This window comes from Bacillus thuringiensis (assembly GCF_022095615.2).
GTDB classification, from domain to species: domain Bacteria; phylum Bacillota; class Bacilli; order Bacillales; family Bacillaceae_G; genus Bacillus_A; species Bacillus_A cereus_AG.
On the sequence record NZ_CP155559.1, the window covers coordinates 1,944,542 to 1,966,878 of the forward strand.

The following is a 22,337-nucleotide window of genomic DNA, read 5'->3' on the forward strand; positions in this document are numbered from 1 at the left end:
AATATTAAACATGTAGTGATAATCAGCTCATACTGTTCTAGTGTTCATGGGAAATGGAACTCTTACTTGAACTTCTTTGCTCCAGTTGAACCTTGTAGTGGGAGTCTTAATGTCTGCAAATAGCGGATTAAATAATCAAAGGGGTGATAATAATGACTGAAGTAAAGGGAAAAACAGCTAATGAGTCTAGAGTGTTTAAAACGAGCCGAGTATTTCCAACAGATTTAAATGATCACAATACGCTATTTGGTGGAAAGATATTAGCCGAGATGGATATGGTTGCTTCTATTTCAGCAACGAGGCATGCAAGAAAAGAATGTGTCACAGCATCTATGGATTGGGTAGATTTCTTACATCCTGTTCGTTCTTCAGATTGTGTTAGTTATGAATCCTTTGTAATTTGGACGGGTAGAACTTCGATGGAAGTGTTTGTGAAGGTAGTAGCAGAAGATTTAATTTCAGGTGAGAAGCGTATAGCAGCAACGTCATTTGTTACTTTTGTTGCGCTTAGTAAGGAGAATAATCCAGTTCCTGTACCGCGAGTAATCCCTGAAACAGAAGAAGAGAAAGAATTACATCGCATTGCAGTCTTACGTGCCGAACAACGTCATATACGTAAGGCAGAGAGTAAGAAAGTAGCTACATTACTAACTTTTTGAGTTGAATATGTAGTCGTTAACGGTATTATAACAGACCGAAATGTTTTCATATGAAAAGCGGACACCTAAAAATAGGTGTCCGCTTTTATAGTTTTTTCATCCACATATCATCTGACGATAGCTACTTAGCAGAAGCAAGCAGCACCGACGATGATTAAGAGGATAAATAATACGACTAATAGCGCGAATCCATTACCATGTGCGAAGCCCATTGTTATTTCCTCCTTTTATTTTAAGATACAACATACAATATGCAAATGAGCTATTGTTTGATATGGACATATATCATGTAATGACGCATTTTCTTGAATGATAATGTATTAAAAAAGGGAAGATATAGAAATAACAGTAAGTGGAGAAAGGAAAATATCCATGAAACACTTTTTCGTTGTAATCCTTTGTTTAATAGGTGTATTCATTTGGATGAACATCGATGTGGAAATGGGGAAAAAAATGGCTAGTGAAGATGAATTAGGACAAGTTCGATTAGGTGAATTTCAACTTTATACGAACGGTGAAGAGTTATATACGAAATTATTTGAGGATATACGTAATGCAGAAAAGTACATATATGTCCATTTTTATATTGTAGGTAAAGATGAAATAAGTAAAGAGTTTTTGCAGTTGCTTGAGAAAAAGGCATCGAGTGGAGTAGAAGTGAAATTGTCAGTTGATCGAATAGGTGGATATAAGCTGAAGAAAAAGATAATTCGTCAACTAAAAAGTAATGGTGTCCAGTTTACGTTTAGTAAAAAGCCTAAACTACAACGTATATTCTATTCGCTGCATCAACGGAACCATAGACGCATTGTTACGATAGATGGAAAAGTATCATACATCGGCGGATTTAACATTGGAAAGGAGTATCTTGGACAAGATCCGAAATTTGGTCCGTGGCGTGATTATCATGTACGAGTCAATGGGAATGGCGCCACGGATATGGAAAGAAAATTCGCTGCTGACTGGAAAGAAGATACGGGAGAAAAAATGCCTGTACATGAGAGTTTACCTGCAATAGGGAATGTGAAATATCAATATTTATTTTCAGATGGAAAAGGTTTATGGAGAAAATATGGAGCGCTTTTAAAGCAGGCTAAAAAGTCTTTAGTTATTGCTACGCCATATTTTGTACCAAGTAAAGAAATGATGAAAGAGTTAAAAGATGCATTAAACCGCGGTGTCAATGTGAAAATTCTCGTACCATTTAAAAGTGATGCAGTATTGTTAAAACAAGCTGCCTATCCGTATTTGAGAGAGATGAACCATGCTGGAGCGGAGATTTATCAATATCGAAATGGTTTTTTTCACGGGAAAGTAACAATCATTGATGGAGAAATCGTTGATATAGGTACAGCGAATTTTGATAATAGAAGTTTTTATTTAAATTGTGAATCTAACTGTGTCATATATGATAAAACAGTTGTTGCTGACGTATGGAACAGATTAAAAGAAGACTTCCATAAATCAAAAAGATTTTCGGAAGAAGATTTTGAGAAAATTAGTAAATGGGATTGGTTATTAGCAAGAATAGCAAATGTTATAGCATCATATTTATAGCATATAGACAAAAGAGAAGGGAGGCACTTTCATGGATTGTATGAAAGAATTAATGAGATGTAGTTATATGCTTATTTATAAGGTTGGGGAGTATACAGGAGAGGTAAGAGACGAAGAATTAAAGAAGCTATTACAGTTTCATTTGCCATATATGTTGCAAGCATATAATGAACAAGTGAATTTTCAAGAAGGAGAGAATGTACAGCAAATAACTTGTGAACCAATTCCATTTCATTTTCATGAAATGGAAAAGGAAACTGATAGTAAATATACAGGGGATATTTATATTGCAACTTGTTATATTTCGCATTTAAAACGGTTAGCACTAAAGTTTGCTCAAATGGCAGTTGAAGTTGCAAATCCAGAATTCCGCTCTTTTTTAGAAAACTGCTTTTTGAAAATGAACCGTTACGCCTATAGTGTATGGCAATATGTTGTGAAGAAAGAGTATAAGATCAAACATGTATATGAAAATGAGAAGTTTGCATAAGAAACTAAGGCGGAAAGATAGGGCCTTAGTTTTTTACTTTTCATGGAGAAAAAGACTAGGTAGCTATGTTTATTATCAGAAAATTTACAAATATTTACCGTTTATTTACTATTTTTCAATCTTTCCTTTAAAAATAGAGAGTAATATGGGGTTGTACATATTCTATCTAAAGGAGGAAACGCAAATGAACAAATGGGTTAAATCATTAACTGCTATGGCACTTGCAAGTTCTTTATTAATGGTAGGTTGTAGTAAAGGTGAGGACAAAAAGAAAGAAGACGATACAACAACACAACAAGAGGACAAAAAGGATAAAGAAACAAGTGGAACTGAGAAGTCTACGGATTCTAAAGAAAAGAAATAAAATAATAATAGAGCTTCCTCTTATAAATGAGGAAGCTTTTTTGTTGTAAATTGATTAAGATTATTGAAAAATAGAGAAAGAAGGAAAGAGGGGGAAAACAAATGAAAGTATGTATATTGGGAGCAACTGGGCGAGTAGGTTCAAACATAATAAAATTAGCATTAAAGGATTCAGCTGAAGTGACAGCATTAGCGCGTGATGTAAATAGAATAGAAATAAATCATGAAAGGTTACGAGTGATAGAAGGTAATGTATTGAATGAAAATGATATAAAGAAAGTGATAGAAGGAAGCGATATAGTAATTAGTGCACTTGGAACGGATCAAAATGGAACATTAGCGAAGAGTATGCCACATATTATAAAGCAAATGGAAGAAGTAGGGGTTCATAAGATCATTACAATAGGAACAGCTGGTATTTTACAAGCAAGAACAGATCTAAATTTATATCGTTTTCAATCAACGGAATCAAAAAGGAAAACGACAACAGCAGCAGAAGATCATTTAGCTGCATATAAGGTACTAAATAATAGTAATAATTTATGTTGGACAGTTGTTTGTCCGACACATTTAATAGATGGTGAGGCGACAGAGGTATATCGAACTGAAAAAGATATATTGCCAGAAGGTGGATCGAAAATTACAGTGGGTGATACAGCACACTTTGCATGGGATCTATGTAAGAAAAACATATATGAAAATAGTCGAGTAGGTATTGCATATTAAAAAACCATCCCGAAGTCGGGATGGTTAAAAGATGATATAACACAAGAAGATGATAATCATAATGATTTGGAGAATTGCTTTCGCTACTGTACTGCTTAAAAAACCAACTACAGTAGCGACTCCTACTAAAAAGGCGTCTTTTGGCGCTTTTTTATGCATGAGTTCTGTAATAAATACCGATAAGAACGGTATGATAATTAAACCGAATGGTGGGAAGAAGAAAGATCCGACAATGATAGAAAGCATACCGACACGTTCTCCCGATTTAGAACTCCCGTATTTCTTTAAGAAATATCCATTTGCAATAAAATCAGCAACGAAAATGAATAGTGTGAAAATGACTTGAATAATCCAAAAGGAAGTTGTTAGTTCTCCGCCATTTATACCAAAATGGTAAATGAAATATCCGGCCCAGACAGCAAGGATGCCTGGAATGATAGGATAAATAAAGGCGAGAAATGAAACAATGAAACAGGCAATGATACATATTGTTAATAATACTGTCACTTTATAACTCCTTCTTCGTGTCTAATTTATGTACCGCAATTTTTTTCACTTGATGTCCATCAAGTTCTAGTGCTTTAAATTGAAAACCGGCAAATTCAATGGAATAACCAGCTTCAATATTTAAGTCAACTGCTTGAGAGAGGAGCCAGCCTCCAATTGTATCTAAATCGCTATCATCAATATGTAGGCCAAATATATCATTTACTTCAGAAATGAGCACCTTCCCATCTAAAACAGTAAGCTTCGGCGTACGTTTTTCAATCATAGGTGATTCATCTGCATCAAATTCATCTTGAATTTCTCCAATGATTTCTTCAAGAATATCTTCCATTGTTAAAAGCCCAGCAGTACCACCATATTCATCCATAACGATTGCCATCTGAACACGATTCTTTTGTAGATGTACTAATGTTTTGCGAATTGGAACAGTTTCAAATACCGTTAGTACGGGATGTATGTAAGATTCAAGTGGTTTATGAATGCCTTTCGTTTGATCATGAAATATTTCTTTCGTATTAATCATACCGATAATATCATCTTTATCTTTTTCGATGATCGGATAGCGTGTATACTTTTCAGTTGCGACGATGTCCATATTTTCTTCTAACGTATTTTCAGTAGACAAGCAAATCATTTCTGTACGAGGGACCATAATTTCTTTCGCGACCCGGTCGTCAAATTCAAAAATATTATTTACATATTTATATTCGGTTTGGTTTATTTCGCCGCTTTTGAAGCTTTCACCTAAAATAAGTCGTAGTTCCTCTTCAGAATGGGCAAGTTCATTTTCTTTCGCAGGCTCTAAACCGAGTAGTTTTGTGAAAAAGATTGCCGTACTATTAAGTAGCCAAATGAATGGATACATAATTTTATCAAATAAAATAAGTGGTCGTGCAAACTTAAGTGTGATTGCTTCTGCTTTTTGAATGGCGAAAGACTTTGGAACTAATTCACCTAATACAACATGGAAAAATGTAATAAAACTAAAAGCAATAATAAAGGATAAAGTATTCGCCATTGTTCCAGTAATATTAATCTTTTCAAAGAGCGGTCGTAATAAATGTTCCACAGTTGGTTCACCAAGCCAACCGAGGCCTAAAGAAGTAATCGTAATCCCGAGCTGACAAGCTGATAAATAAACATCTAAATTAGATAGGACACTTCTTGCAGCTAAAGCTTGTTTATTGCCTTCGTTTGCAAGTTGGTCAATTCGACTTTTTCGTACTTTTACAACAGCGAATTCTGATGCAACGAAAAAGCCGGAAATAAGGATGAGTACAAAGATGAGAAAAATATTTAATATGTCCAAGTGTGTTCTCTATTCCGTAGTTTGGAATAAAGATGTCACCTCCTGCAATTATGTTATACTTTTATAATAAATCTAAACGAAAAGAATAGTCAAAGAAAAAGGGTAAATATTGGTATGTTTCTGCAATAGTTTTTGAATTTGCTGTTATTTTGTCCGCTATACAAAAGGAATAACCCCCTACTTTCAGATTCTAGAGGGTTATTTCAAATTAAGGTTTTGGAATACTTCTCGTTAAAGTGTATGATTGTTGTTTAACGTGATTTGTCGTCCATAGTGTTTGAAGGAATGAGAGTATGCAATACGGGATATACAAAAGTAATAAGCTAATTGTAACAATAACAGGTGCATTTCCGCCGAATTGAACGATAAATTGCAATAGTCCGCTTGCGTGAAAAACGCATTCCATAAAAACGAATGAAAGAATAATGGAGCCTAGAATAGATTTATGATTCGAGGTAAGCGCCAAAAATAATGTATCTACAAGGAAAGAAGATTGTTTTATTTCATATTCATTTGTTTTACTTAAGAAAGGAATCCATTTTTTTATTGCTTGCATAACGATAACCATGGAAGTACTACAAACGATGATAAAAGATGAGTAGTAAGGAAGTTTTATCAATTTTGCGATGTATAGAAGTAGTAATAAGACTGAGCATTGTAATAATACAGTACAAAAAGAGTACGGAATCCATTTTAATAAAGAAGTAAACTTCTTAACCGAATTAGGTGCTTTAAAAAATAAATGGCCAATCCCTAAACTGATGAAGAATCCGATTGCAAGAGTAAAGGTAAAACGAACAATCGATAAAAAATATATTTCCCATATGTAAGGGAATAACGGCGTTGAATGATTAGAAGTATGTACCATCTGATTTGCTGAGAAAAAGATAGATTCGTGCATCCAATCAATCTTTGGAATTGTCATAGAAGAAAGCTGTGCGAAGTTATGAAAAATGCTTATAAAGCCAGTTAAGTATGAATATTTATGTGTAATGAATAATGCAGGAATAGGACTAATGATAAATATAATGAGAACACCAACTATAAATTTACAAATATGTGAGCGCAATAAAGACATGTAATCACCTACTCTTAGAATATTCAGAAAATTCTTATTCTTATTTTAGCTTTTTTCGGCGTAAGTTACAATATATTTTCTTAAAGAAGTTTAGAGAGAATGTTTGATATAGTAGGGGGACATAGGTGAATGAAACGTGAATAAATTATGACAAGAAAATGAACAATTTTCAGAAAAATAAAATAAATTATTTATTTTTTTCTGAAAATATAATATAGTTATGGCACAGAAAGTATTTTAACATAAGGAGGCTGTTTATGAGGATTAAAGGGAATTATGTGCCGAAAAGGGAAGTTTTATTTTGCTCAAGTTCAATTACAATAGGGGAAGCGCTGGAGCATTTAAATAAAACTGGCTATCGTTGTGTACCAGTTTTAGATGAAAAAAAAGAGAAACATTTAGGGAATATATATAAAGTAGATATTTTAGAATATAAAGGTTCGCTGGAAGAGAGTGTATTACAATTATTAAACGATAAAGAAGGATATGTCAGAGAAGATTCTTCGTTCTTTAAAGTATTTTTTACAATTAAAAAATTACCTTATTTATCAGTGGTTGATGAAAAAGGAGTCTTCCTTGGAATTTTAACGCATAAAAAAGTTTTTGAGTTATTAGAAGATGCTTGGGGGGTTCATTCTAGTAAATATTCTGTCATGATTGGAACACAAGATTATAATGGGGCCATTCAAAAATTATCGACAGTATTAAAAAAATATACAGGTATCCAAAGTTTAATGACTTTTGATAATGATGCCTTATTAGTTCGTAGAATTATGTTTACATTAGGAGAAGAGTTTAATGACGGTGAATTAGAGACTTTATTGAAAGATTTAGAAGATCACGGATTTAGAGTTGTGTATGTGGAAGAGATGAAAAATCCACGTGAAGTTGAAACGATAGAATAACATACAAAAGCCATCTAATTATGTTGGATGGCTTTTGCTATGTTACGCGTATAAAATTATTTGAAAATAACGATAGGATAAAAGAAGAGATTGTAACAATATTTGTGTAAAAGAATAAAAAATGTAGATAATTTTGATTTTCAAAAAAATCAATTTGAAAATATGTTTTTATTTTTCAACCAAATATGTTACTATATGTGTGATAAAAACAAAGAGGTCTGACAACTATACTCCACGCAATACCACTCTAATGAGTTGAAAATTCAAAAAAATCAAAAATTAATAGTTAGAGTAAGAATAAGGGGAATGGAGAAATTATGGAGAAAGACACTGCTTTGTAAGGGGCATATTTTATCATCTTGAGCAGAGAGGAGGATGCATAGCATATTGTGAAAATAGAGATAAACAATGAAAAAGTGCTATGCAAATGAAAAGTATGAAGGGACGTTTAAAGCCAGGTGATACGGTAGCAATTGGTTTAATGTTATTTGCACTATTTTTAGGAGCAGGAAATTTAATTTTCCCACCTGTTTTAGGGCAACAAGCTGGAGAGAATGTTTGGGTTGCTACAATTGGATTCCTTGTAACGGGAGTCGGATTACCCCTATTAGCTGTAACAGCTGTCGCGTTTGTAGAGGGGGACTTGAAAGCGCTATCTTCTAGAGTTCACCCTATATTTGCGTTTATTTTCCCATTGATTAGTTATTTAGCGATTGGACCATTTTTCGCGATTCCGCGTACGGGAGCCGTTTCATTTGAAATGGGTATGAAGCCATTTCTATCAGAGGCATTGGTTTCAGAATGGTACATGCTATTTCTATTCACAATAGTTTTCTTCGGAATAACGTGGTATCTATCATTAAATCCATCTAAATTAGTGGATTGGTTCGGAAAATTTCTTACACCATTGTTAGTATTGATTGTTGCTGTTATTGTCGGAAAGGCAATTATTGATCCAATTGGAGAACCAGCTGCGCCCCTAGCGGCATATCAAGAAAATGCTTTCTTTGGTGGATTTATACAAGGATATTTAACGATGGATGCAATTAGTGCTCTCGTATTTGGAATTGTCGTTGTACAAGTTATCCGCTCTAAAGGGATAAATGAGAGTAGTCAAATTGCAAAAACAACAGTAGTATCAGGTATTATTGCTGTATTTGGTTTAACGTTAATCTATTTATCACTTGCTTATCTTGGTTCAACAAGTACATCGCTTGGGGTATCAGAGAATGGTGGACTTATTTTAACGAATGTTGTAAATGAGTTATATGGAACAAGTGGTAAAATTTTATTAGGGCTTGTTATTATACTCGCTTGTTTAACAACTTCTGTTGGATTAACATCTGCTTGTGCGGGCTTTTTTACAAACTTATTCCCAAAACTTTCGCATAAAACGATCGTAACAATGGTATGTGTGTTTAGTCTAATTGTATCTAACTTAGGTTTAACACAATTAATCGCAGTTACTTTACCAGTGCTAATGATCATTTATCCAGTCGCAATCGTATTAATCGTACTTTCTTACTTCCATAAATGGATTGGGAAGCGTAATACCATTTATATTGGAGCGATTTTAGGCGCATTATTAATTAGTTTCTTTAACGGTTTAGAAAGTGCGGAAATTAAAATTGACGCGATTTCTAACGTATTACAAATGTTACCATTATATAAAGAAGGAATAGGATGGTTAATCCCATCATGTATTGGCGGGATTCTCGGTTTCTTCTTCTATAAATCAAATGAATCAAGTGAACTACAAAAGAAAGGTGCTTAGGCACCTTTCTTTTTTTAAAGGGGATTTTTGTATCTTGTCTAAGTAATAAATGGGAGGAATGATAAAATGGCTAATTTTGAAGATTTTTTAACTTTGGATGTAAGAATTGGAACTGTAACACATGCAGAGGAATTTAAAAAAGCTAGAGTTCCAGCAATTAAACTAGAAATTGATTTTGGAGAGCTTGGAATTAAGCAGTCGAGTGCTCAAATTACGAAGAGATATACCCCGGAAGATTTAATCGGTCAGCAAATCGTTGCTGTTGTAAATTTTCCGCCAAAACGTGTAGCTGGATTTAAATCAGAAGTGCTTGTTTTAGGAGGAGTACCTGAGGCTGGTGATGTCGTATTACTTCAGCCTAATATGGAATTACCAAATGGAACGAAAATTAGTTAGTGTAAAGGCAGGGGCTAATATGGATATGGGACGAGAATATCTACAATGTGCCGTTTCAAATTTTGAAGCAACAAAGAAGCAAGGAGAACGGGTGCTTTCACAATTATCATATGAACAGATTGAATGGTCTTCTCATGAAGAAACAAATAGTATAGCGGTTATTATAAAGCATCTGCATGGTAATATGCGTTCTAGATGGACGGACTTTTTAACGTCTGATGGTGAAAAAATAGATCGTAACCGAGATGCTGAATTTGAAGGTGGGTATCATTCTAAGGAAGATGTTCTCGCAGCATGGAATGAAGGATGGGAATATGTTTTTAAAACGATGCATGTGATAACGCCGGAACATTTATTACAGACGGTATATATTCGCGGTGAAGCACATACTGTCATGCAAGCAATTGAAAGACAAATTGCTCATTATGCTTTGCATATTGGACAGATTATTTACATTGGGAAGATGTTAAAAGAAAATGAGTGGGAATGTTTAAGTATTCCTAGAGGACAGTCTACACGTTATGTAGAGAAAAAACGTTCAACATAATAATAGGAAAGAAACCGATATAAAATGGGAAATAAGAAAATCAGCCATATGATAGATGGTTCTGTAACCATAAGAATGCTGCCAAAAATAAGTCCATATATAATAAGAAAGAAATTAAAAAGTGTATTCACAGGGATAAATCGTGAGATGAACACTTGTTGGCGTTTAAAACAATCACTGTGAAATACATAAAAGCGGAAGTACCATGTGGCAGTAATAAGATCTTTCTTTCGCGCAATTCTTTTTTTACATGTATGACAGATGAACGGTGGTTGCATATTATTACGCTCCATTTTTTATATTTGTAATCATGTAAGACAAAAGTAAGTATAAAGTGTATATCCCTATATACGCTCCTGAGATAAGAAAAAATGGATTTAATAAAATTCCATGAATGCTTGTCATGAAAACTAAATTTTGTATTAAAACATCATATATATGAATAGAAATAATTGTACCGAGTACATAAAGTGCTAAGTACGCTGAAATATGTAAAGTAACACGTATTGTAGGATACTTAGCAAGCCAATAAAAAATAAATGATAGTACAATGGGTAATGTTCCTATTAGTAGCTTCAATTCATTTCACCTCATTAACAATATAGCCGGAATTTATACGGTCTATTCTCTAGAGCTTGTACATAACTTGAAATAGAGAGGGTGATAGTATGAATCGAGGCTTTTTTTATGTGAAGTTCACGAGTGTACGTAAGTTAGTTTTATTTATTATTGCTACAGTACTAGCGACTTTTGTTCTTATTAGTATGATGGTAACTTCTATGAAAGAGACAAAGTCAACGTATTTATATAATTGGTTAAATGAGTTATCGATGAATGGTTACATGTATGTTCTTGGGAAAGAGAATCATTATTTTACACAGGAATATCGAAATTTAAATCAAGATTTTTCAATTTCTTCGTTTCTTTTTTCTATGGCTACGAATATTCGTTTTAACGATGTACGCAGTTTTGTCGGCAAAGAGCTACCTGGTTTTGGTAAGTACGATACAGAAATTGTTATTGCGGGTGAAGGGACAAATTATTCTAACTTACCGATAGAGTCGAGCGTCCCACTTGAAGAAGTAGTGAAAGAACGGACTGGAGAAGGTGGACAGGCTCCAAAGCCGGATACGAACAAAGAGAAAAAGCAACCGGCTCAAACGACAGGGAAAAGACAAGTTGCGTTTATTTATCATTCGCATAGTTGGGAATCTTATTTGCCGTTACTAAATTTAGCAAACGATCCAAATCCGAATAAAGCGACAAGTTCCGTCACGAATATTTCAATAGTCGGCGACCGATTTCGTGAACAATTAGAAAGTGAAGGGATCGGAGCTACTAACGATAAGACTGATGTCGGTCAAAAGTTGATTAGTAAAGGGTTAAATAGTAATAGTTCTTACAAAATGTCACGGGAAATTGTGCAAGAAGCAATGGCCGGCAATAAAGAACTACAATACTTTTTTGATTTACATCGTGATAGTGCTCGGAAAGATGTCACGACAAAAGAAATTGGTGATAAATCATATGCGAAGCTTGCGTTTGTAGTAGGGAAAGGCAACAAAAACTATGAAAAAAACTTACAATTAGCAACAGCTTTACATGAGACGATTAGTAAGAAGTATCCAGGCGTTAGTCGTGGTGTCATTCAAAAAGGATTCCAAACAGGAAATGGTGTCTACAATCAAGACTTATCAGGACAAGCGATATTAATTGAAGTTGGTGGCGTAGATAATACAGAGGAAGAACTAAATCGATCGATTGATGTACTTGCTAAAGCGTTTGGTGAATATTTCTGGCAGGCGGAAAAGGTGAATGGATAAAGTGAAACATAAATTAGTGGGAGAGTCTGAAAAAACGTGAGTGTAATGCTTGCGTTTTTTTTGTAATGATGAGGCGTCACAGAATAGACATAATTTGTCGTTGTTATAGTAATGTTGAAATTTGTCAAATTATACTGGGAGATTTACAAAGGGATTTTCGGAAAAGTAGAGAAAATCTTTTTACAAGGAAAACTTTTTATTATGAAACTGGTAGGGTGATTGAAGTGATTAGGGAGATCAAAATAGAAGATGCAGCACCATTTTTGCAATTAAGTAAGCAACTAGATGAAGAAACGAAATTTATGTTATATGAACCAGGAGAAAGAAAATTTACAGTCGAGCAACAAGAACAAATGATTCATCGCTTTATAGAAAATGAATATGCAATAATATTTGTAGCAGTGGAAGAAGAGAGAATAGTAGGGTTTATTTTAGTGAATGGAAATCATATTCAAAGAAAAAGGCATGTAGCAGGTATTGTAATTGGTATTCTGCAAGAATATAGCGGGCGAGGTATTGGGACGAGATTGTTTAAAGAGGTTGAGAAGTGGGCAAAATTACATGATGTATGGCGTTTAGAATTAACGGTAATGGCCCACAATACAAGAGCTCAGGCACTATATAAAAAAGCTGGATTTGAGAAAGAAGGTGTCAAAAGAGCTGCTCTTATTATCGATGGAGAGAACATCGATGAGTATGAAATGGCCAAATTATTAAAATAAGAGGTCGTTATATGAAAAAAAGATGGATACTACTTGGTATCGTAGCGATGATACTCATTGTTGGAGTAGCGGGAATCAATTATAAAATGTATAAGGATAAGCAGGCGCGCGAGGTAAATGTAAATAACATATTTCCGAAAGCGAAAGAAACGATTGCGAATATGGATGGAGATATTGCGGTAATTAGTAATCCAAATTCGATGCTTGTGCTTGTGAATAAAAGTAGGCGTTTACCAGATGGGTATAGACCGCCAGATTTAGTTGTTCCGAAAGTACGTTACTCAAGTGAAGGTGATCAAGAAAAGAAAAAAATGAGGAAAGAGGCAGCTGGGGCGCTGGAGGAAATGTTCCAACAAGCTGATAAGGGGCGTATTTTTTTATTTGCAGTCTCTGGATTTAGATCTTTTGATCGACAAAAAGCATTAAATACGATGTATAAAAAACAAGATGGAGAAGCAAAAACAGCAATGTCGAGTGCAGTTCCTGGTACGAGTGAACACCAAACGGGGCTTGCTATGGATATTACATCGCAATCTGCTAAGTTTCAATTAGAGACAATTTTTGGCGAAACGAAAGAAGGGCAGTGGCTTTCTGAAAATGCTCATAAATTTGGTTTTGTCATTCGATATACGAAAGAGAAAGAATCGCTTACGGGTTATCGATATGAACCATGGCATGTGAGGTATGTGGGGAATCCACAAGCTACATATTTATATGAAAATCAACTGACACTTGAAGAAGTAACAGAGTGAACAATTGAGGGGAGAGAAGGATTATGACGGTGTTATATAAGAAAAAAGTACACGCATATGTAACAAGAGAAAAAGAAGGAGTTATGCAACTGCTCGTTTTTAAACATCGTGATATACCTGAAGCTGGTATACAAATACCAGGGGGAACAGTTGACGAAGGGGAAACGTTAGAAGCAGCACTTTTACGTGAAGTACAAGAAGAATCCGGATTACGCCATTTATGCATAGAAAGATTCCTATCCGATTACATCATACTTGTGAAAGACAAAAAAGAATATCAAAAGCGTCATTTCTTCCATGTAACGTTACTAACAGATGTAAAAGATGATTGGGAACATATTGTAAGTGCCGGTGAGGAAGATCAGGGCTTAGTGTTTTGCTACGAATGGATTGATATTGCAAAATGCCCTGAATTAGCCGGGAAACAGGGTGAGTTTTTACATTTGTTAGATGAGGTATATGTAAAGTAATAAAAAGAGTCTGAAGCGAAAACCCATTCGTTTCAGATTTTTTTTATTTTTCAGGAAATAAAAGGTTTTTACATTGGTAAGTTGAATTCTTTGAAAGGGATTGTAGTCGTATATGTGAGGAGCGGAGAAAATGAAAAAGTAATAGATACATGTTAGCAATAAAAACTTTTAAAGAAGGAGAATGAAGGTGGAGATTCAGTTTAATGCACGATTACAAAAAGAATTAAATATTCATGATATACAAGCGGCGATGGAAGCTGGGCAATTAACTTCAAAAGAATTAGTTATGTATTACTTCCATAGAATCGCAAAATATGATCAAGATGGACCAAAAATTAATTCTATTCTAGAAGTCAATCCAGATGCTATCTTTATTGCAGAAGCATTAGATTATGAAAGAAAGATAAAAGGTATAAGAGGTCCATTACATGGTATACCTGTGTTACTTAAGGACAATATTGAAACGAATGATTCCATGCATACAAGTGCAGGTACGATTGCTCTAGAACAAAATATTAGTAGTGAGGATGCATTTCTTGTTACGAAACTGAGAGAAGCAGGAGCAGTGATAATAGGGAAAACAAATATGACAGAATTAGCAAATGCAATGTCATTTGACATGTGGGCTGGATATAGTGCAAGAGGTGGGCAAACAATAAACCCTTACAGTACAGGTGAGGATGATATGTTTGTTGGTGGCTCAAGTACAGGATCTGCGATAGCAGTTGCTGCTAATTTTACAGTAGTATCTGTTGGGACAGAAACGGATGCTTCTATTTTAAGTCCAGCTGTTCAAAACTCTGTAGTCGGTATTAAACCGACTGTTGGTCTAATTAGTCGTAGAGGCATTATTCCGTTTACGTATTCACAAGATACAGCGGGTCCATTTGCTAGAACAGTAACAGATGCTTCTATTTTACTCGGGAGTTTAACTGGGTTAGACGAGAAAGATGTAGCTACTTATAAAAGTGAAGGTATAGCAGAACATGATTATACAAAATATCTTGATGTTAATGGCTTACATGGAGCAAAGATTGGTGTATATAGTAATGCGCCAAAAGATTATTATGAATCTGGTGAGTATGATGAAAAATTGCTTCAGGAAACAATTGAAGTATTGCGTAGTGAGGGAGCGACAGTAGTAGAAAATATTGATATTCCGTCTTTTCATAGAGAATGGAGCTGGGGAGTACCGCTTTATGAACTAAAGCATAGTTTAGATAACTATCTTTCTAAATTACCTTCTACGATTCCAGTGCACTCTATTTCGGAGTTAATGGAGTTTAACGAGAACATAGCAGAAAGAGCTTTGAAATATGGGCAAACTAAGTTAGAAGGAAGAAAAGGTTTTCCTAATACGTTAAGAAATCCTGAATATTTAAATGCAAGATTAGAAGATATATATTTTTCGCAAGAACAAGGCATTGACTTCACACTGAAAAAATATAATCTTGATGCGATTCTATTCCCTTCCTATATCGGCTCCACTATATGTGCGAAGGCAGGTTATCCATCTATAGCGATACCAGCAGGATATATGGATAACGGGAGACCGTTTGGAATTACTCTTGCAAGTACTGCTTTTTCTGAGGGGACCTTGATTAAACTAGCATACGCTTTTGAACAAGCGACAAAGCATAGAAAAATTCCCAATTTGTCATAAAAAGAATAAACAAATAGGACAGGAATTTCTGTCCTATTTGTTTTGTTAATTAAAGTGAAATATCTTTTTGCTCTGTCTTATCATATTTAAATAAGTTAAATGATAAACAAGCAGAGCACAATATAAGGATAGAAGCGAGAATATAAATCGTACGAACACCGAACAGGTCGGTAATAATTCCAACGCTAAGCATAGAAAGACCAGAAGCTGTCGAGAGGAGTGCACCATGAGCTGTATACATTTTTGATAATAAAGTAGGGGGAACACTAGATTGTAACACTGTTGTTTGAGAAATATCTCTAATTTGATAACATGGCCCCATTAGAACGCATAGAAAAAGCGCAATAAACCCGCTACTTGTCATACCATATAAAAATGTAAGAATACTAAACGTAAGAGAGCCTATTGCCATGGAGCGTATTAAATTATTTTGAATGTATGTACTCATTTTCCACGCTAATATCCCGCCAATTAACGTCCCTACATAATAACTTGTGTTAATGTATCCCCACCATTCTTCTCCTTTATGAAGGATAGTTGTTACATAAGCCATTGTAATAGCGCCGATCCATATTGTCCCTGCGAAAGTTTCAATTAAGTCCATACATGTAACAGTGCGGAGAGAAGGGTTCTGAAATAAGAGTTTCCAACCTTCCAATAAAGCAGCACCTTTTGAAGAAGAAGGCTCTATTACTCGTTCAGTATGTATGGAACGTAATGCAAGGTATAGTGCAAAACATCCAAAAATCATCAAAATGTTATTCATCATGAGTGTAGAAGTAGCACCGATAAGAAGAACTATAACACTTGTAAATGAATAAGCAGCGGCTTGCGCAATTTGTGTGGAAAAAGAAAAAATACTATTTACTTTTACTAATTGTTCTTTTCGTGTAAGGCGAGGAAGGATACCGTATAATAATGGCGCGCTCCAACCGCTACATAATGAAATGAAAAAAATGAAAATGAATAGTGCTACAATGTTTGTGGACAGGGATGGGAATAATATCATTAATAAAAATAATAGAGCAGTTTTTGTCCATTGTAGTGTGAAAAGTAATGAATAAGATGAAAAACGATTCATTATAAGTGGTGCAGATGTATTTGCTATAAGATTAGTTATGACTTGTACTAATGGAAAAAGAGCAGTTAATGTAGCTGATTTCGTTGTGATATACATATGAGTTGTAATAATCATGATGTATACGATATCAGCGAGAGTAATGCATATTTTCGCTCCTAAATAGTAATTTAATGAACGACTTTGCAACAAGTACACCACCTTCCTAAAATAATATTTTAGTAGTTAAAATAATTATAAAATGAAAATTAAATTTTCGAAAGAATTTCATTTTTTGTCGCTTTTTGAAAGGGATTTTCATGTATAATGAAGAATATATTAATATAGTATTTTTAAAATACTCATTATAACAGTGAATATGTACAATAGCTTGTAGTAAGTGCCCACGTATTAGAAAGGGCGGATAAACCATTCTTTTCTTCATATACATATAGAAAATGAGAAAGAAAGTGAGGGTTGCATATGGCTGCTTGGGTAATTTGGTTTATAATAGCTGGTATTTTATTTATCGCAGAAATGTTGTCGATTACGTTTTACATGCTTTGGCTTGGAATTGGAGCTGTTGTCGGAGGTCTTATTGCTTTATTTGCTCCTGAAGCACTACTGTTACAAGTTGTTGTTGGTGCGATTGTAAGTTTAACATTGACGTTCTTTACGAAAAGAATTTCAAAAAACTTTCGAGAAGCAAAAGGTTTTACTGATACAGTAGATATGCTAGTCGGTAAAAAAGGGATCATTATGCAAGCGATTACAAATGAAGCGAATGGCATTGTGAAGGTGGATGGAGATACTTGGACAGCTATTGCGGATAATCCAATTGATGCTGGAGAAAAAGTTATTGTTATAAAGAGAAATAGTACTATATTACAAGTAAAAAAGGAGAGTGAATAAATATGGTAGTAGGATTGACATTAACCATTATTTTAGCACTAATTGTTGTGACATTTATCGCATTAACAATTAAAATTATTCCACAGCAAAAAGTTGGAGTTGTTGAAAGATTTGGTAAGTTCCAGCGTATTATGGAGCCAGGATTAAATATTTTAATCCCAATTGTAGACCGCGTTCGCGTATATCACGACTTACGTATTCAGCAAACGAATGTACCACCGCAGAAGGTAATTACGAAAGATAATGTACAAGTAGAAATTGATACAATTATTTTCTATCAAATTGTGGAACCAGAACTTGCGACATATGGTATTTCGAACTATGAATATGGTGTTCGTAACATTACTTCTGCAACGATGCGTCAAATCATCGGTAAAATGGAACTGGATGAAACGTTATCTGGTCGTGAAAAAATTTCAACAGAAATTCGCTTAGCACTTGATGAAGCAACAGAAAAATGGGGCGTTCGTATTGAACGTGTTGAAGTTGTTGATATTAATCCGCCAAAAGATGTGCAAGCATCAATGGAAAAACAAATGAAAGCAGAACGTAATAAACGTGCGATCATTTTAGAAGCTGAAGCTGCAAAACAAGATAAAGTCCTTCGTGCTGAAGGGGAAAAGCAAAGTAAAATCTTAATGGCTGAAGGGGATAAAGAAGCACGTATTCGAGAAGCTGAAGGTATAAAAGAAGCAAAGGAACTAGAAGCGCAAGGGGAAGCAAGAGCGATTGAGGAAATTGCAAAAGCAGAACAAAATCGAATTGAATTACTTCGTGCAGCAGATTTAGATGAACGCGTACTTGCTTATAAATCATTTGAATCATTGATTGAGGTTGCGAAAGGACCAGCAAATAAAGTCTTTATTCCGTCTAATGCAATTGAAACACTTGGTACTCTCGGGGCAATTGGAGAAATCTTTAAAGAAAAACAGGCGAAGAGATTACCTTCTTCAGATACACCAAAAGAACAATAAGAGTGAAAAAGAGAAATGGGATGCCATTTCTCTTTTTATTTTTTAGCATTGTTTTAATTTATAGATTACATTTTTCATTCTTATATGAATAGGATTGTTTTTATTGTTTTGAAAAATTTTAATAATATGTTAAAATTTAACCTTAGTTTTAAGGAGATAAGGGGGAATATACGTGCAAATACTACTAATACGCCACGGAGAATCAGAAGCTGATATCTTAAACGTACATGAAGGACGAGCTGACTTTGAATTAACAGAAAAAGGAAGACGACAAGTGCAAAGGCTTGTACAGAAAGTGAAAGCAGATTTTCCGCCAGATTTCATTTGGGCAAGTACATTAAAGCGTGCTCGTGAAACTGGTGAAACGTTAGCTGAAGGAATTGGATGCCCAATTCAACTAGAAGAGGAATTAATGGAGTTTAATAACGGAGTGCAAGCAGGTTTATCTTTTGAAGAAGCAAAGAAATATCCAGAGCCAAAGTTTCTTCATGATCGTTTTGAAAACGGGGAATCATTTATTGAATTTAGAATGAGAATAGAAGGGATTTTTTCTAAAATCGTGACAGAGAATACATATGACCGAATTGCAATCGTTGCACACGGTGGTGTAATAAATAGTCTATTACGTGCGTTTTTCAAAATGCCAATTTCAATGGATTATTATTTTAAAATGGGAGATACCGGAATAAGTTTAATTGAAATTGATGGGGAACAAAAAACGGTACATTTCATTAATGATACGAATCATTTAGACGGGATGTAAAGACCTATGTACAAAGTAGTGTTTTTTGATGTCGACGGTACTCTTTTAAGCGAGATTGATAGAAGTATGCACGAAAGTACAAAAGAAGCGATACAAAGATTAATAGATAAAGGGATTCATGTAGTTGTTACAACAGGGAGACCATATAGCTTATGCTCGCAATTTAAAGAGCTGGGCATACATACAATTATTTCTGCAAATGGTGCGCATATCAAGTGTGGAGAAACAGTTATACATAAATCGGTTCTTTCAAGTGAAATCGTTCATGATATCTCAGAGTTTGCTGAATTACATGGTCACGGCGTTTCTTATTTTACTGAGGGTTTTACAATGAACGGAATAGCCTCAGATAATGAGCGTGTAATGCAAGCGCTTAGCGAGACGTTAAATTTAGGAGAGTACCCTGAAAAAAGCAAGGATTTGTCTGAAGAGATCTATTGTTTATGTCTGTATGCGGATGAAATAGAATCTCAAAAATTTATTGAAAAATACCCAATGCTTACATTCGACCGTTTTCATGGTTATGTCATAAATGTATTGGAAGATAATAAAGTATCGAAGCTCACCGCAATTCAAAAAGTATTGGATCACTTAAACATTTGTAAATCAGAAGCAATTGCTTTTGGTGATGGTGGAAACGATATTGAGATGTTGCGATATGTAGGATTAGGAATTGCGATGGGGAATGGCGGAGAAGAGTTAAAAACAAGAGCGGATTTCGTTACAAAGAAATCAAGTGAAGGTGGTATTTCTTTTGCTTTAAAGGAGTTTCGGATAATTTAAAAATAATAGCTAGTCAGTTTGAAAGATCCTGTTTGAATTGCAGGATTTTTTTGTCAAACAATATTCTTGCAATAAAAGGAAAAATGTGAGTATAATAAAAAGTAGTTAGGTAAGCTAATTAATTAAAGGGAAAGGAGGGTGAAGATGAATGAATTCAAAAAATGATTCGCTTCCTTTAGGGATTGGGCCGTATGCAGAGCTAATAAATAAGACGGCATCAGCGGATACGGATCCAATCGCAGCAAAACTTGGTTTGTTAATGTTATGGACATCTGATAATGTTCTTGATGCGGTTGATGTAGATTTAGCTCCGCTTGGTATATCGGAAAGTAAATTAGATTTTTTACTGTTGTTTATTTTGCGTGAAATGGAATCAAATGGGGAAGAAGTGAACATGAGTCCTTCGGATATTGCGAGTCGATTAGGGATAACACGTGCTTCTGTCACTGGCTTATTAGATTGGATGGAAAAACGAGAGTTAATCGTAAGATTCCATCATTCTGAGGATCGAAGAAGATTAAAAGTGAAAATTACTCCGAAAGGAAAAGAGCTAGTTACGCACTCTTTACCAACTTTTTGGTTATCTTGCGCTTCGTTAGTTGACGACTTTAATCAAGAAGAGCGTCAAATTTTAGAGAAGCTATTAAATAAAATGCAAGTAAATATGCAGGTGAAATTAGGAGAAGGTAGGTAAATAAGTTGATTATGAGGATCAACTTATTTATTTGGGAATATAGTTAGCTTGCCTTATTATATGTTTAACTAACTTTTGGTGTAGTCATATTTTTTACGATGTAATTAAAATAAGTAGCAGTTAAAGAAATACCTTCTTGCGTACTTTAGAGGTTTTAAATTGGTAAAAATTGTAATAAGGGAGAGATATTATGATGGAAATAGGAAAGGAAATAAATAGTGAAAAGAATTACACAATAATGACCGTTGTATTATGTTGGTCGGGTATGGTAGTTATGTCTAGCTTATATGTAACAATCCCTTTAATTGCACTATTTTCAGAATTTTTTAATGTTTCACTAGCACAATCTGCAGCTACAGGCAGTATATTTTCTGTTGGCTTTGCTATAGGTTGTTTGTTATTTGGAGCAATCTCTGATAAATATGGGCGAAAAAAAGTGATCTTCATTGGATTACTTGCTCTGTCGATTATTTCGTTTTCCTTAGGGTTTGTGGATAGTATATTGTGGCTTGTTATTTTTAGGGGCTTACAGGGTATTGCAGCAGCTACATTTTCTCCGGTAGCGTTAGCTTACGTTGTAGAAATGTTTCCAGTAGAAAAAAAGGTTACAACAATAGGATTTGTTAGTACCGGTTTTTTAGTAGCTGGAATTGTAGGTCAGGTAATAAGTACGGTTGTTAGTCAACATTTTGGATGGCATATGGTGTTCTTTCTTCTTAGCGTTGTCTATATGATTACTGCTGTATGGGTTCATTTTTCTCTTCCGAAAGGGGGAATATCTCAATCCTATACTGATATTTTGGGACCGATTAAACAGATGGGTAAAGTCTTTACACATAAAAGCTTAGTATTGAGCTATATGATTGCGTTTGTTTTATTGATGGCTTTTGTTAATATGTATACTGTTTTAGGGAATTATTTGAGCTCTTCTACTTACAATTTAACTGCAGAACAAATCCTTTATTTTCGCTTAGCGGGGCTATTTGGTATGATGATGTCACCGATTGCGGGTCGTTTAACAAAGAGGTTCGAAGTAAGGAAAGTTCTTCAAGGTGGATTGTTGGTCGCTATTTTTAGTCTAAGTGCAATGGGCTTTGTTTCGTATCTGCCTCTTCTTGTCATAATGAGTGTTTGTTTTGTAATAGGTATTGCTATATCCGTTCCGTCTTTAGTTGCTCTTGTCGGCCAATTGGGAGGGAAAGCAAGGGGAATAGCAGTTTCTATCTATACCTTTATTTTATTTTTAGGTACTAGTATAGGCCCCTTCGTTTCTATTTATCTTATGAAAATAGGAAGTTATACTCAAACATTTATTTTATTAGGAATGTTATTTTTTATTGGATTTATTGCTTCTCTATTTATTAGTAATGAACGTGTATTTGATGATATGTAGATTGGATAATGAATGAGTGG

The 22,337-nt window shown here is 34.5% G+C and carries 27 protein-coding genes; 20 read left to right on the top strand and 7 right to left on the bottom strand.

The window, feature by feature from the left end; genetic code table 11:
• The first annotated feature begins 152 nt into the window (after nucleotides 1-152).
• Complete coding sequence (locus KZZ19_RS10015; RefSeq protein WP_000141167.1) at nucleotides 153-659, top strand: acyl-CoA thioesterase; 507 nt, start codon at nucleotides 153-155, stop codon at nucleotides 657-659.
• Nucleotides 660-784: 125 nt separating this feature from the next.
• On the opposite strand, the gene KZZ19_RS10020 is transcribed toward KZZ19_RS10015, so the two are convergent.
• On the bottom strand, nucleotides 785-871 hold the full coding sequence (locus KZZ19_RS10020) for a YjcZ family sporulation protein (RefSeq protein ID WP_000505094.1): 87 nt from the start codon (nucleotides 869-871) through the stop codon (nucleotides 785-787).
• A 160-nt stretch (nucleotides 872-1,031) separates the two neighbouring features.
• On the opposite strand from KZZ19_RS10020, the gene cls reads away from it, so the two are divergent.
• From cls to KZZ19_RS10040, 4 genes are all read left to right on the top strand, one after another.
• Entirely contained in the window at nucleotides 1,032-2,216 is a 1,185-nt protein-coding gene (gene cls, locus KZZ19_RS10025; protein ID WP_141532608.1) for a cardiolipin synthase, read from the top strand.
• 31 nt (nucleotides 2,217-2,247) lie between these two features.
• The gene (locus KZZ19_RS10030; RefSeq protein ID WP_237980960.1) at nucleotides 2,248-2,706 is read left to right on the top strand and encodes a spore coat protein; all 459 of its coding nucleotides are present in this window, start codon (nucleotides 2,248-2,250) and stop codon (nucleotides 2,704-2,706) included.
• 184 nt (nucleotides 2,707-2,890) lie between these two features.
• Nucleotides 2,891-3,070, top strand: a complete 180-nt coding sequence (locus tag KZZ19_RS10035; RefSeq protein ID WP_001045960.1) for a hypothetical protein — start codon at nucleotides 2,891-2,893, stop codon at nucleotides 3,068-3,070.
• A 101-nt stretch (nucleotides 3,071-3,171) separates the two neighbouring features.
• The gene (locus KZZ19_RS10040) at nucleotides 3,172-3,795 is read left to right on the top strand and encodes an NAD(P)-dependent oxidoreductase (protein ID WP_237980961.1); all 624 of its coding nucleotides are present in this window, start codon (nucleotides 3,172-3,174) and stop codon (nucleotides 3,793-3,795) included.
• A 24-nt stretch (nucleotides 3,796-3,819) separates the two neighbouring features.
• Here KZZ19_RS10040 and KZZ19_RS10045 read toward each other — a convergent pair whose 3' ends face one another.
• From KZZ19_RS10045 to KZZ19_RS10055, 3 genes are all read right to left on the bottom strand, one after another.
• A complete protein-coding gene (locus tag KZZ19_RS10045; protein WP_088096148.1) occupies nucleotides 3,820-4,302 on the bottom strand; it encodes a DUF456 domain-containing protein in 483 nt (160 codons plus the stop codon).
• 1 nt (nucleotide 4,303) lies between these two features.
• On the bottom strand, nucleotides 4,304-5,611 hold the full coding sequence (locus KZZ19_RS10050) for a hemolysin family protein (protein WP_098342812.1): 1,308 nt from the start codon (nucleotides 5,609-5,611) through the stop codon (nucleotides 4,304-4,306).
• A gap of 208 nt (nucleotides 5,612-5,819) precedes the next feature.
• Complete coding sequence (locus KZZ19_RS10055) at nucleotides 5,820-6,689, bottom strand: hypothetical protein (RefSeq protein ID WP_237980962.1); 870 nt, start codon at nucleotides 6,687-6,689, stop codon at nucleotides 5,820-5,822.
• Nucleotides 6,690-6,946: 257 nt separating this feature from the next.
• Here KZZ19_RS10055 and cbpA point away from each other — a divergent pair, with 257 nt between their 5' ends.
• The 4 genes from cbpA to KZZ19_RS10075 all read left to right on the top strand — a co-directional run bounded on the left by cbpA (nucleotide 6,947) and on the right by KZZ19_RS10075 (nucleotide 10,311).
• Nucleotides 6,947-7,594: a cyclic di-AMP binding protein CbpA gene (cbpA, locus tag KZZ19_RS10060; RefSeq protein WP_237980963.1), complete on the top strand. Its 648-nt coding sequence runs from the start codon at nucleotides 6,947-6,949 to the stop codon at nucleotides 7,592-7,594.
• 436 nt (nucleotides 7,595-8,030) lie between these two features.
• Complete coding sequence (gene brnQ4, locus KZZ19_RS10065) at nucleotides 8,031-9,368, top strand: branched-chain amino acid transport system II carrier protein BrnQ4 (RefSeq protein WP_432442727.1); 1,338 nt, start codon at nucleotides 8,031-8,033, stop codon at nucleotides 9,366-9,368.
• Between the two features lie 66 nt (nucleotides 9,369-9,434).
• Nucleotides 9,435-9,764 carry a chaperone CsaA gene (csaA, locus tag KZZ19_RS10070; protein ID WP_088096153.1) on the top strand — a complete coding sequence of 110 codons (330 nt, stop codon included), beginning with the start codon at nucleotides 9,435-9,437 and terminating at the stop codon, nucleotides 9,762-9,764.
• A gap of 19 nt (nucleotides 9,765-9,783) precedes the next feature.
• The gene (locus tag KZZ19_RS10075; RefSeq protein ID WP_237981138.1) at nucleotides 9,784-10,311 is read left to right on the top strand and encodes a DUF1572 domain-containing protein; all 528 of its coding nucleotides are present in this window, start codon (nucleotides 9,784-9,786) and stop codon (nucleotides 10,309-10,311) included.
• Here KZZ19_RS10075 and KZZ19_RS10080 read toward each other — a convergent pair.
• Together KZZ19_RS10080 and KZZ19_RS10085 are read right to left on the bottom strand one after the other, a co-directional pair.
• A complete protein-coding gene (locus tag KZZ19_RS10080; protein WP_140392430.1) occupies nucleotides 10,284-10,589 on the bottom strand; it encodes a permease in 306 nt (101 codons plus the stop codon). The two genes, KZZ19_RS10075 and KZZ19_RS10080, sit on opposite strands and share 28 nt — an antisense overlap.
• A 4-nt stretch (nucleotides 10,590-10,593) precedes the next feature.
• Nucleotides 10,594-10,890: a hypothetical protein gene (locus tag KZZ19_RS10085; RefSeq protein WP_237980965.1), complete on the bottom strand. Its 297-nt coding sequence runs from the start codon at nucleotides 10,888-10,890 to the stop codon at nucleotides 10,594-10,596.
• 89 nt (nucleotides 10,891-10,979) lie between these two features.
• Between KZZ19_RS10085 and spoIIP the strand changes: the two genes are divergently transcribed.
• From spoIIP to KZZ19_RS10110, 5 genes are all read left to right on the top strand, one after another.
• Nucleotides 10,980-12,134: a stage II sporulation protein SpoIIP gene (gene spoIIP, locus KZZ19_RS10090; RefSeq protein WP_237980966.1), complete on the top strand. Its 1,155-nt coding sequence runs from the start codon at nucleotides 10,980-10,982 to the stop codon at nucleotides 12,132-12,134.
• Nucleotides 12,135-12,358: 224 nt separating this feature from the next.
• Nucleotides 12,359-12,856, top strand: coding sequence for a GNAT family N-acetyltransferase (locus tag KZZ19_RS10095; protein WP_237980967.1), 498 nt, complete (start codon nucleotides 12,359-12,361; stop codon nucleotides 12,854-12,856).
• Between the two features lie 11 nt (nucleotides 12,857-12,867).
• Nucleotides 12,868-13,608 (top strand): M15 family metallopeptidase, encoded by a 741-nt coding sequence (locus KZZ19_RS10100; protein WP_237980968.1) that lies wholly within the window; start codon nucleotides 12,868-12,870, stop codon nucleotides 13,606-13,608.
• A 23-nt stretch (nucleotides 13,609-13,631) separates the two neighbouring features.
• Nucleotides 13,632-14,078: an NUDIX hydrolase gene (locus KZZ19_RS10105; protein WP_237980969.1), complete on the top strand. Its 447-nt coding sequence runs from the start codon at nucleotides 13,632-13,634 to the stop codon at nucleotides 14,076-14,078.
• A 187-nt stretch (nucleotides 14,079-14,265) separates the two neighbouring features.
• Nucleotides 14,266-15,741 carry an amidase family protein gene (locus KZZ19_RS10110; protein WP_237980970.1) on the top strand — a complete coding sequence of 492 codons (1,476 nt, stop codon included), beginning with the start codon at nucleotides 14,266-14,268 and terminating at the stop codon, nucleotides 15,739-15,741.
• 49 nt (nucleotides 15,742-15,790) lie between these two features.
• Here the strand turns inward: KZZ19_RS10110 and KZZ19_RS10115 are convergent, their stop codons facing one another.
• Entirely contained in the window at nucleotides 15,791-17,008 is a 1,218-nt protein-coding gene (locus KZZ19_RS10115; RefSeq protein WP_237980971.1) for an MFS transporter, read from the bottom strand.
• A 273-nt stretch (nucleotides 17,009-17,281) separates the two neighbouring features.
• On the opposite strand from KZZ19_RS10115, the gene KZZ19_RS10120 reads away from it, so the two are divergent.
• The 6 genes from KZZ19_RS10120 to KZZ19_RS10145 all read left to right on the top strand — a co-directional run bounded on the left by KZZ19_RS10120 (nucleotide 17,282) and on the right by KZZ19_RS10145 (nucleotide 22,317).
• Nucleotides 17,282-17,710 (top strand): NfeD family protein, encoded by a 429-nt coding sequence (locus KZZ19_RS10120; protein WP_237980972.1) that lies wholly within the window; start codon nucleotides 17,282-17,284, stop codon nucleotides 17,708-17,710.
• Between the two features lie 2 nt (nucleotides 17,711-17,712).
• Entirely contained in the window at nucleotides 17,713-18,684 is a 972-nt protein-coding gene (locus tag KZZ19_RS10125; RefSeq protein ID WP_237980973.1) for an SPFH domain-containing protein, read from the top strand.
• A 172-nt stretch (nucleotides 18,685-18,856) separates the two neighbouring features.
• On the top strand, nucleotides 18,857-19,447 hold the full coding sequence (locus KZZ19_RS10130) for a histidine phosphatase family protein (RefSeq protein WP_237980974.1): 591 nt from the start codon (nucleotides 18,857-18,859) through the stop codon (nucleotides 19,445-19,447).
• Nucleotides 19,448-19,453: 6 nt separating this feature from the next.
• A complete protein-coding gene (locus KZZ19_RS10135) occupies nucleotides 19,454-20,230 on the top strand; it encodes a Cof-type HAD-IIB family hydrolase (protein ID WP_237980975.1) in 777 nt (258 codons plus the stop codon).
• Between the two features lie 148 nt (nucleotides 20,231-20,378).
• Complete coding sequence (locus tag KZZ19_RS10140; RefSeq protein WP_237980976.1) at nucleotides 20,379-20,924, top strand: MarR family winged helix-turn-helix transcriptional regulator; 546 nt, start codon at nucleotides 20,379-20,381, stop codon at nucleotides 20,922-20,924.
• Nucleotides 20,925-21,117: 193 nt separating this feature from the next.
• Nucleotides 21,118-22,317 (top strand): MFS transporter, encoded by a 1,200-nt coding sequence (locus tag KZZ19_RS10145; RefSeq protein ID WP_237980977.1) that lies wholly within the window; start codon nucleotides 21,118-21,120, stop codon nucleotides 22,315-22,317.
• Nucleotides 22,318-22,337 lie beyond the last annotated feature (20 nt).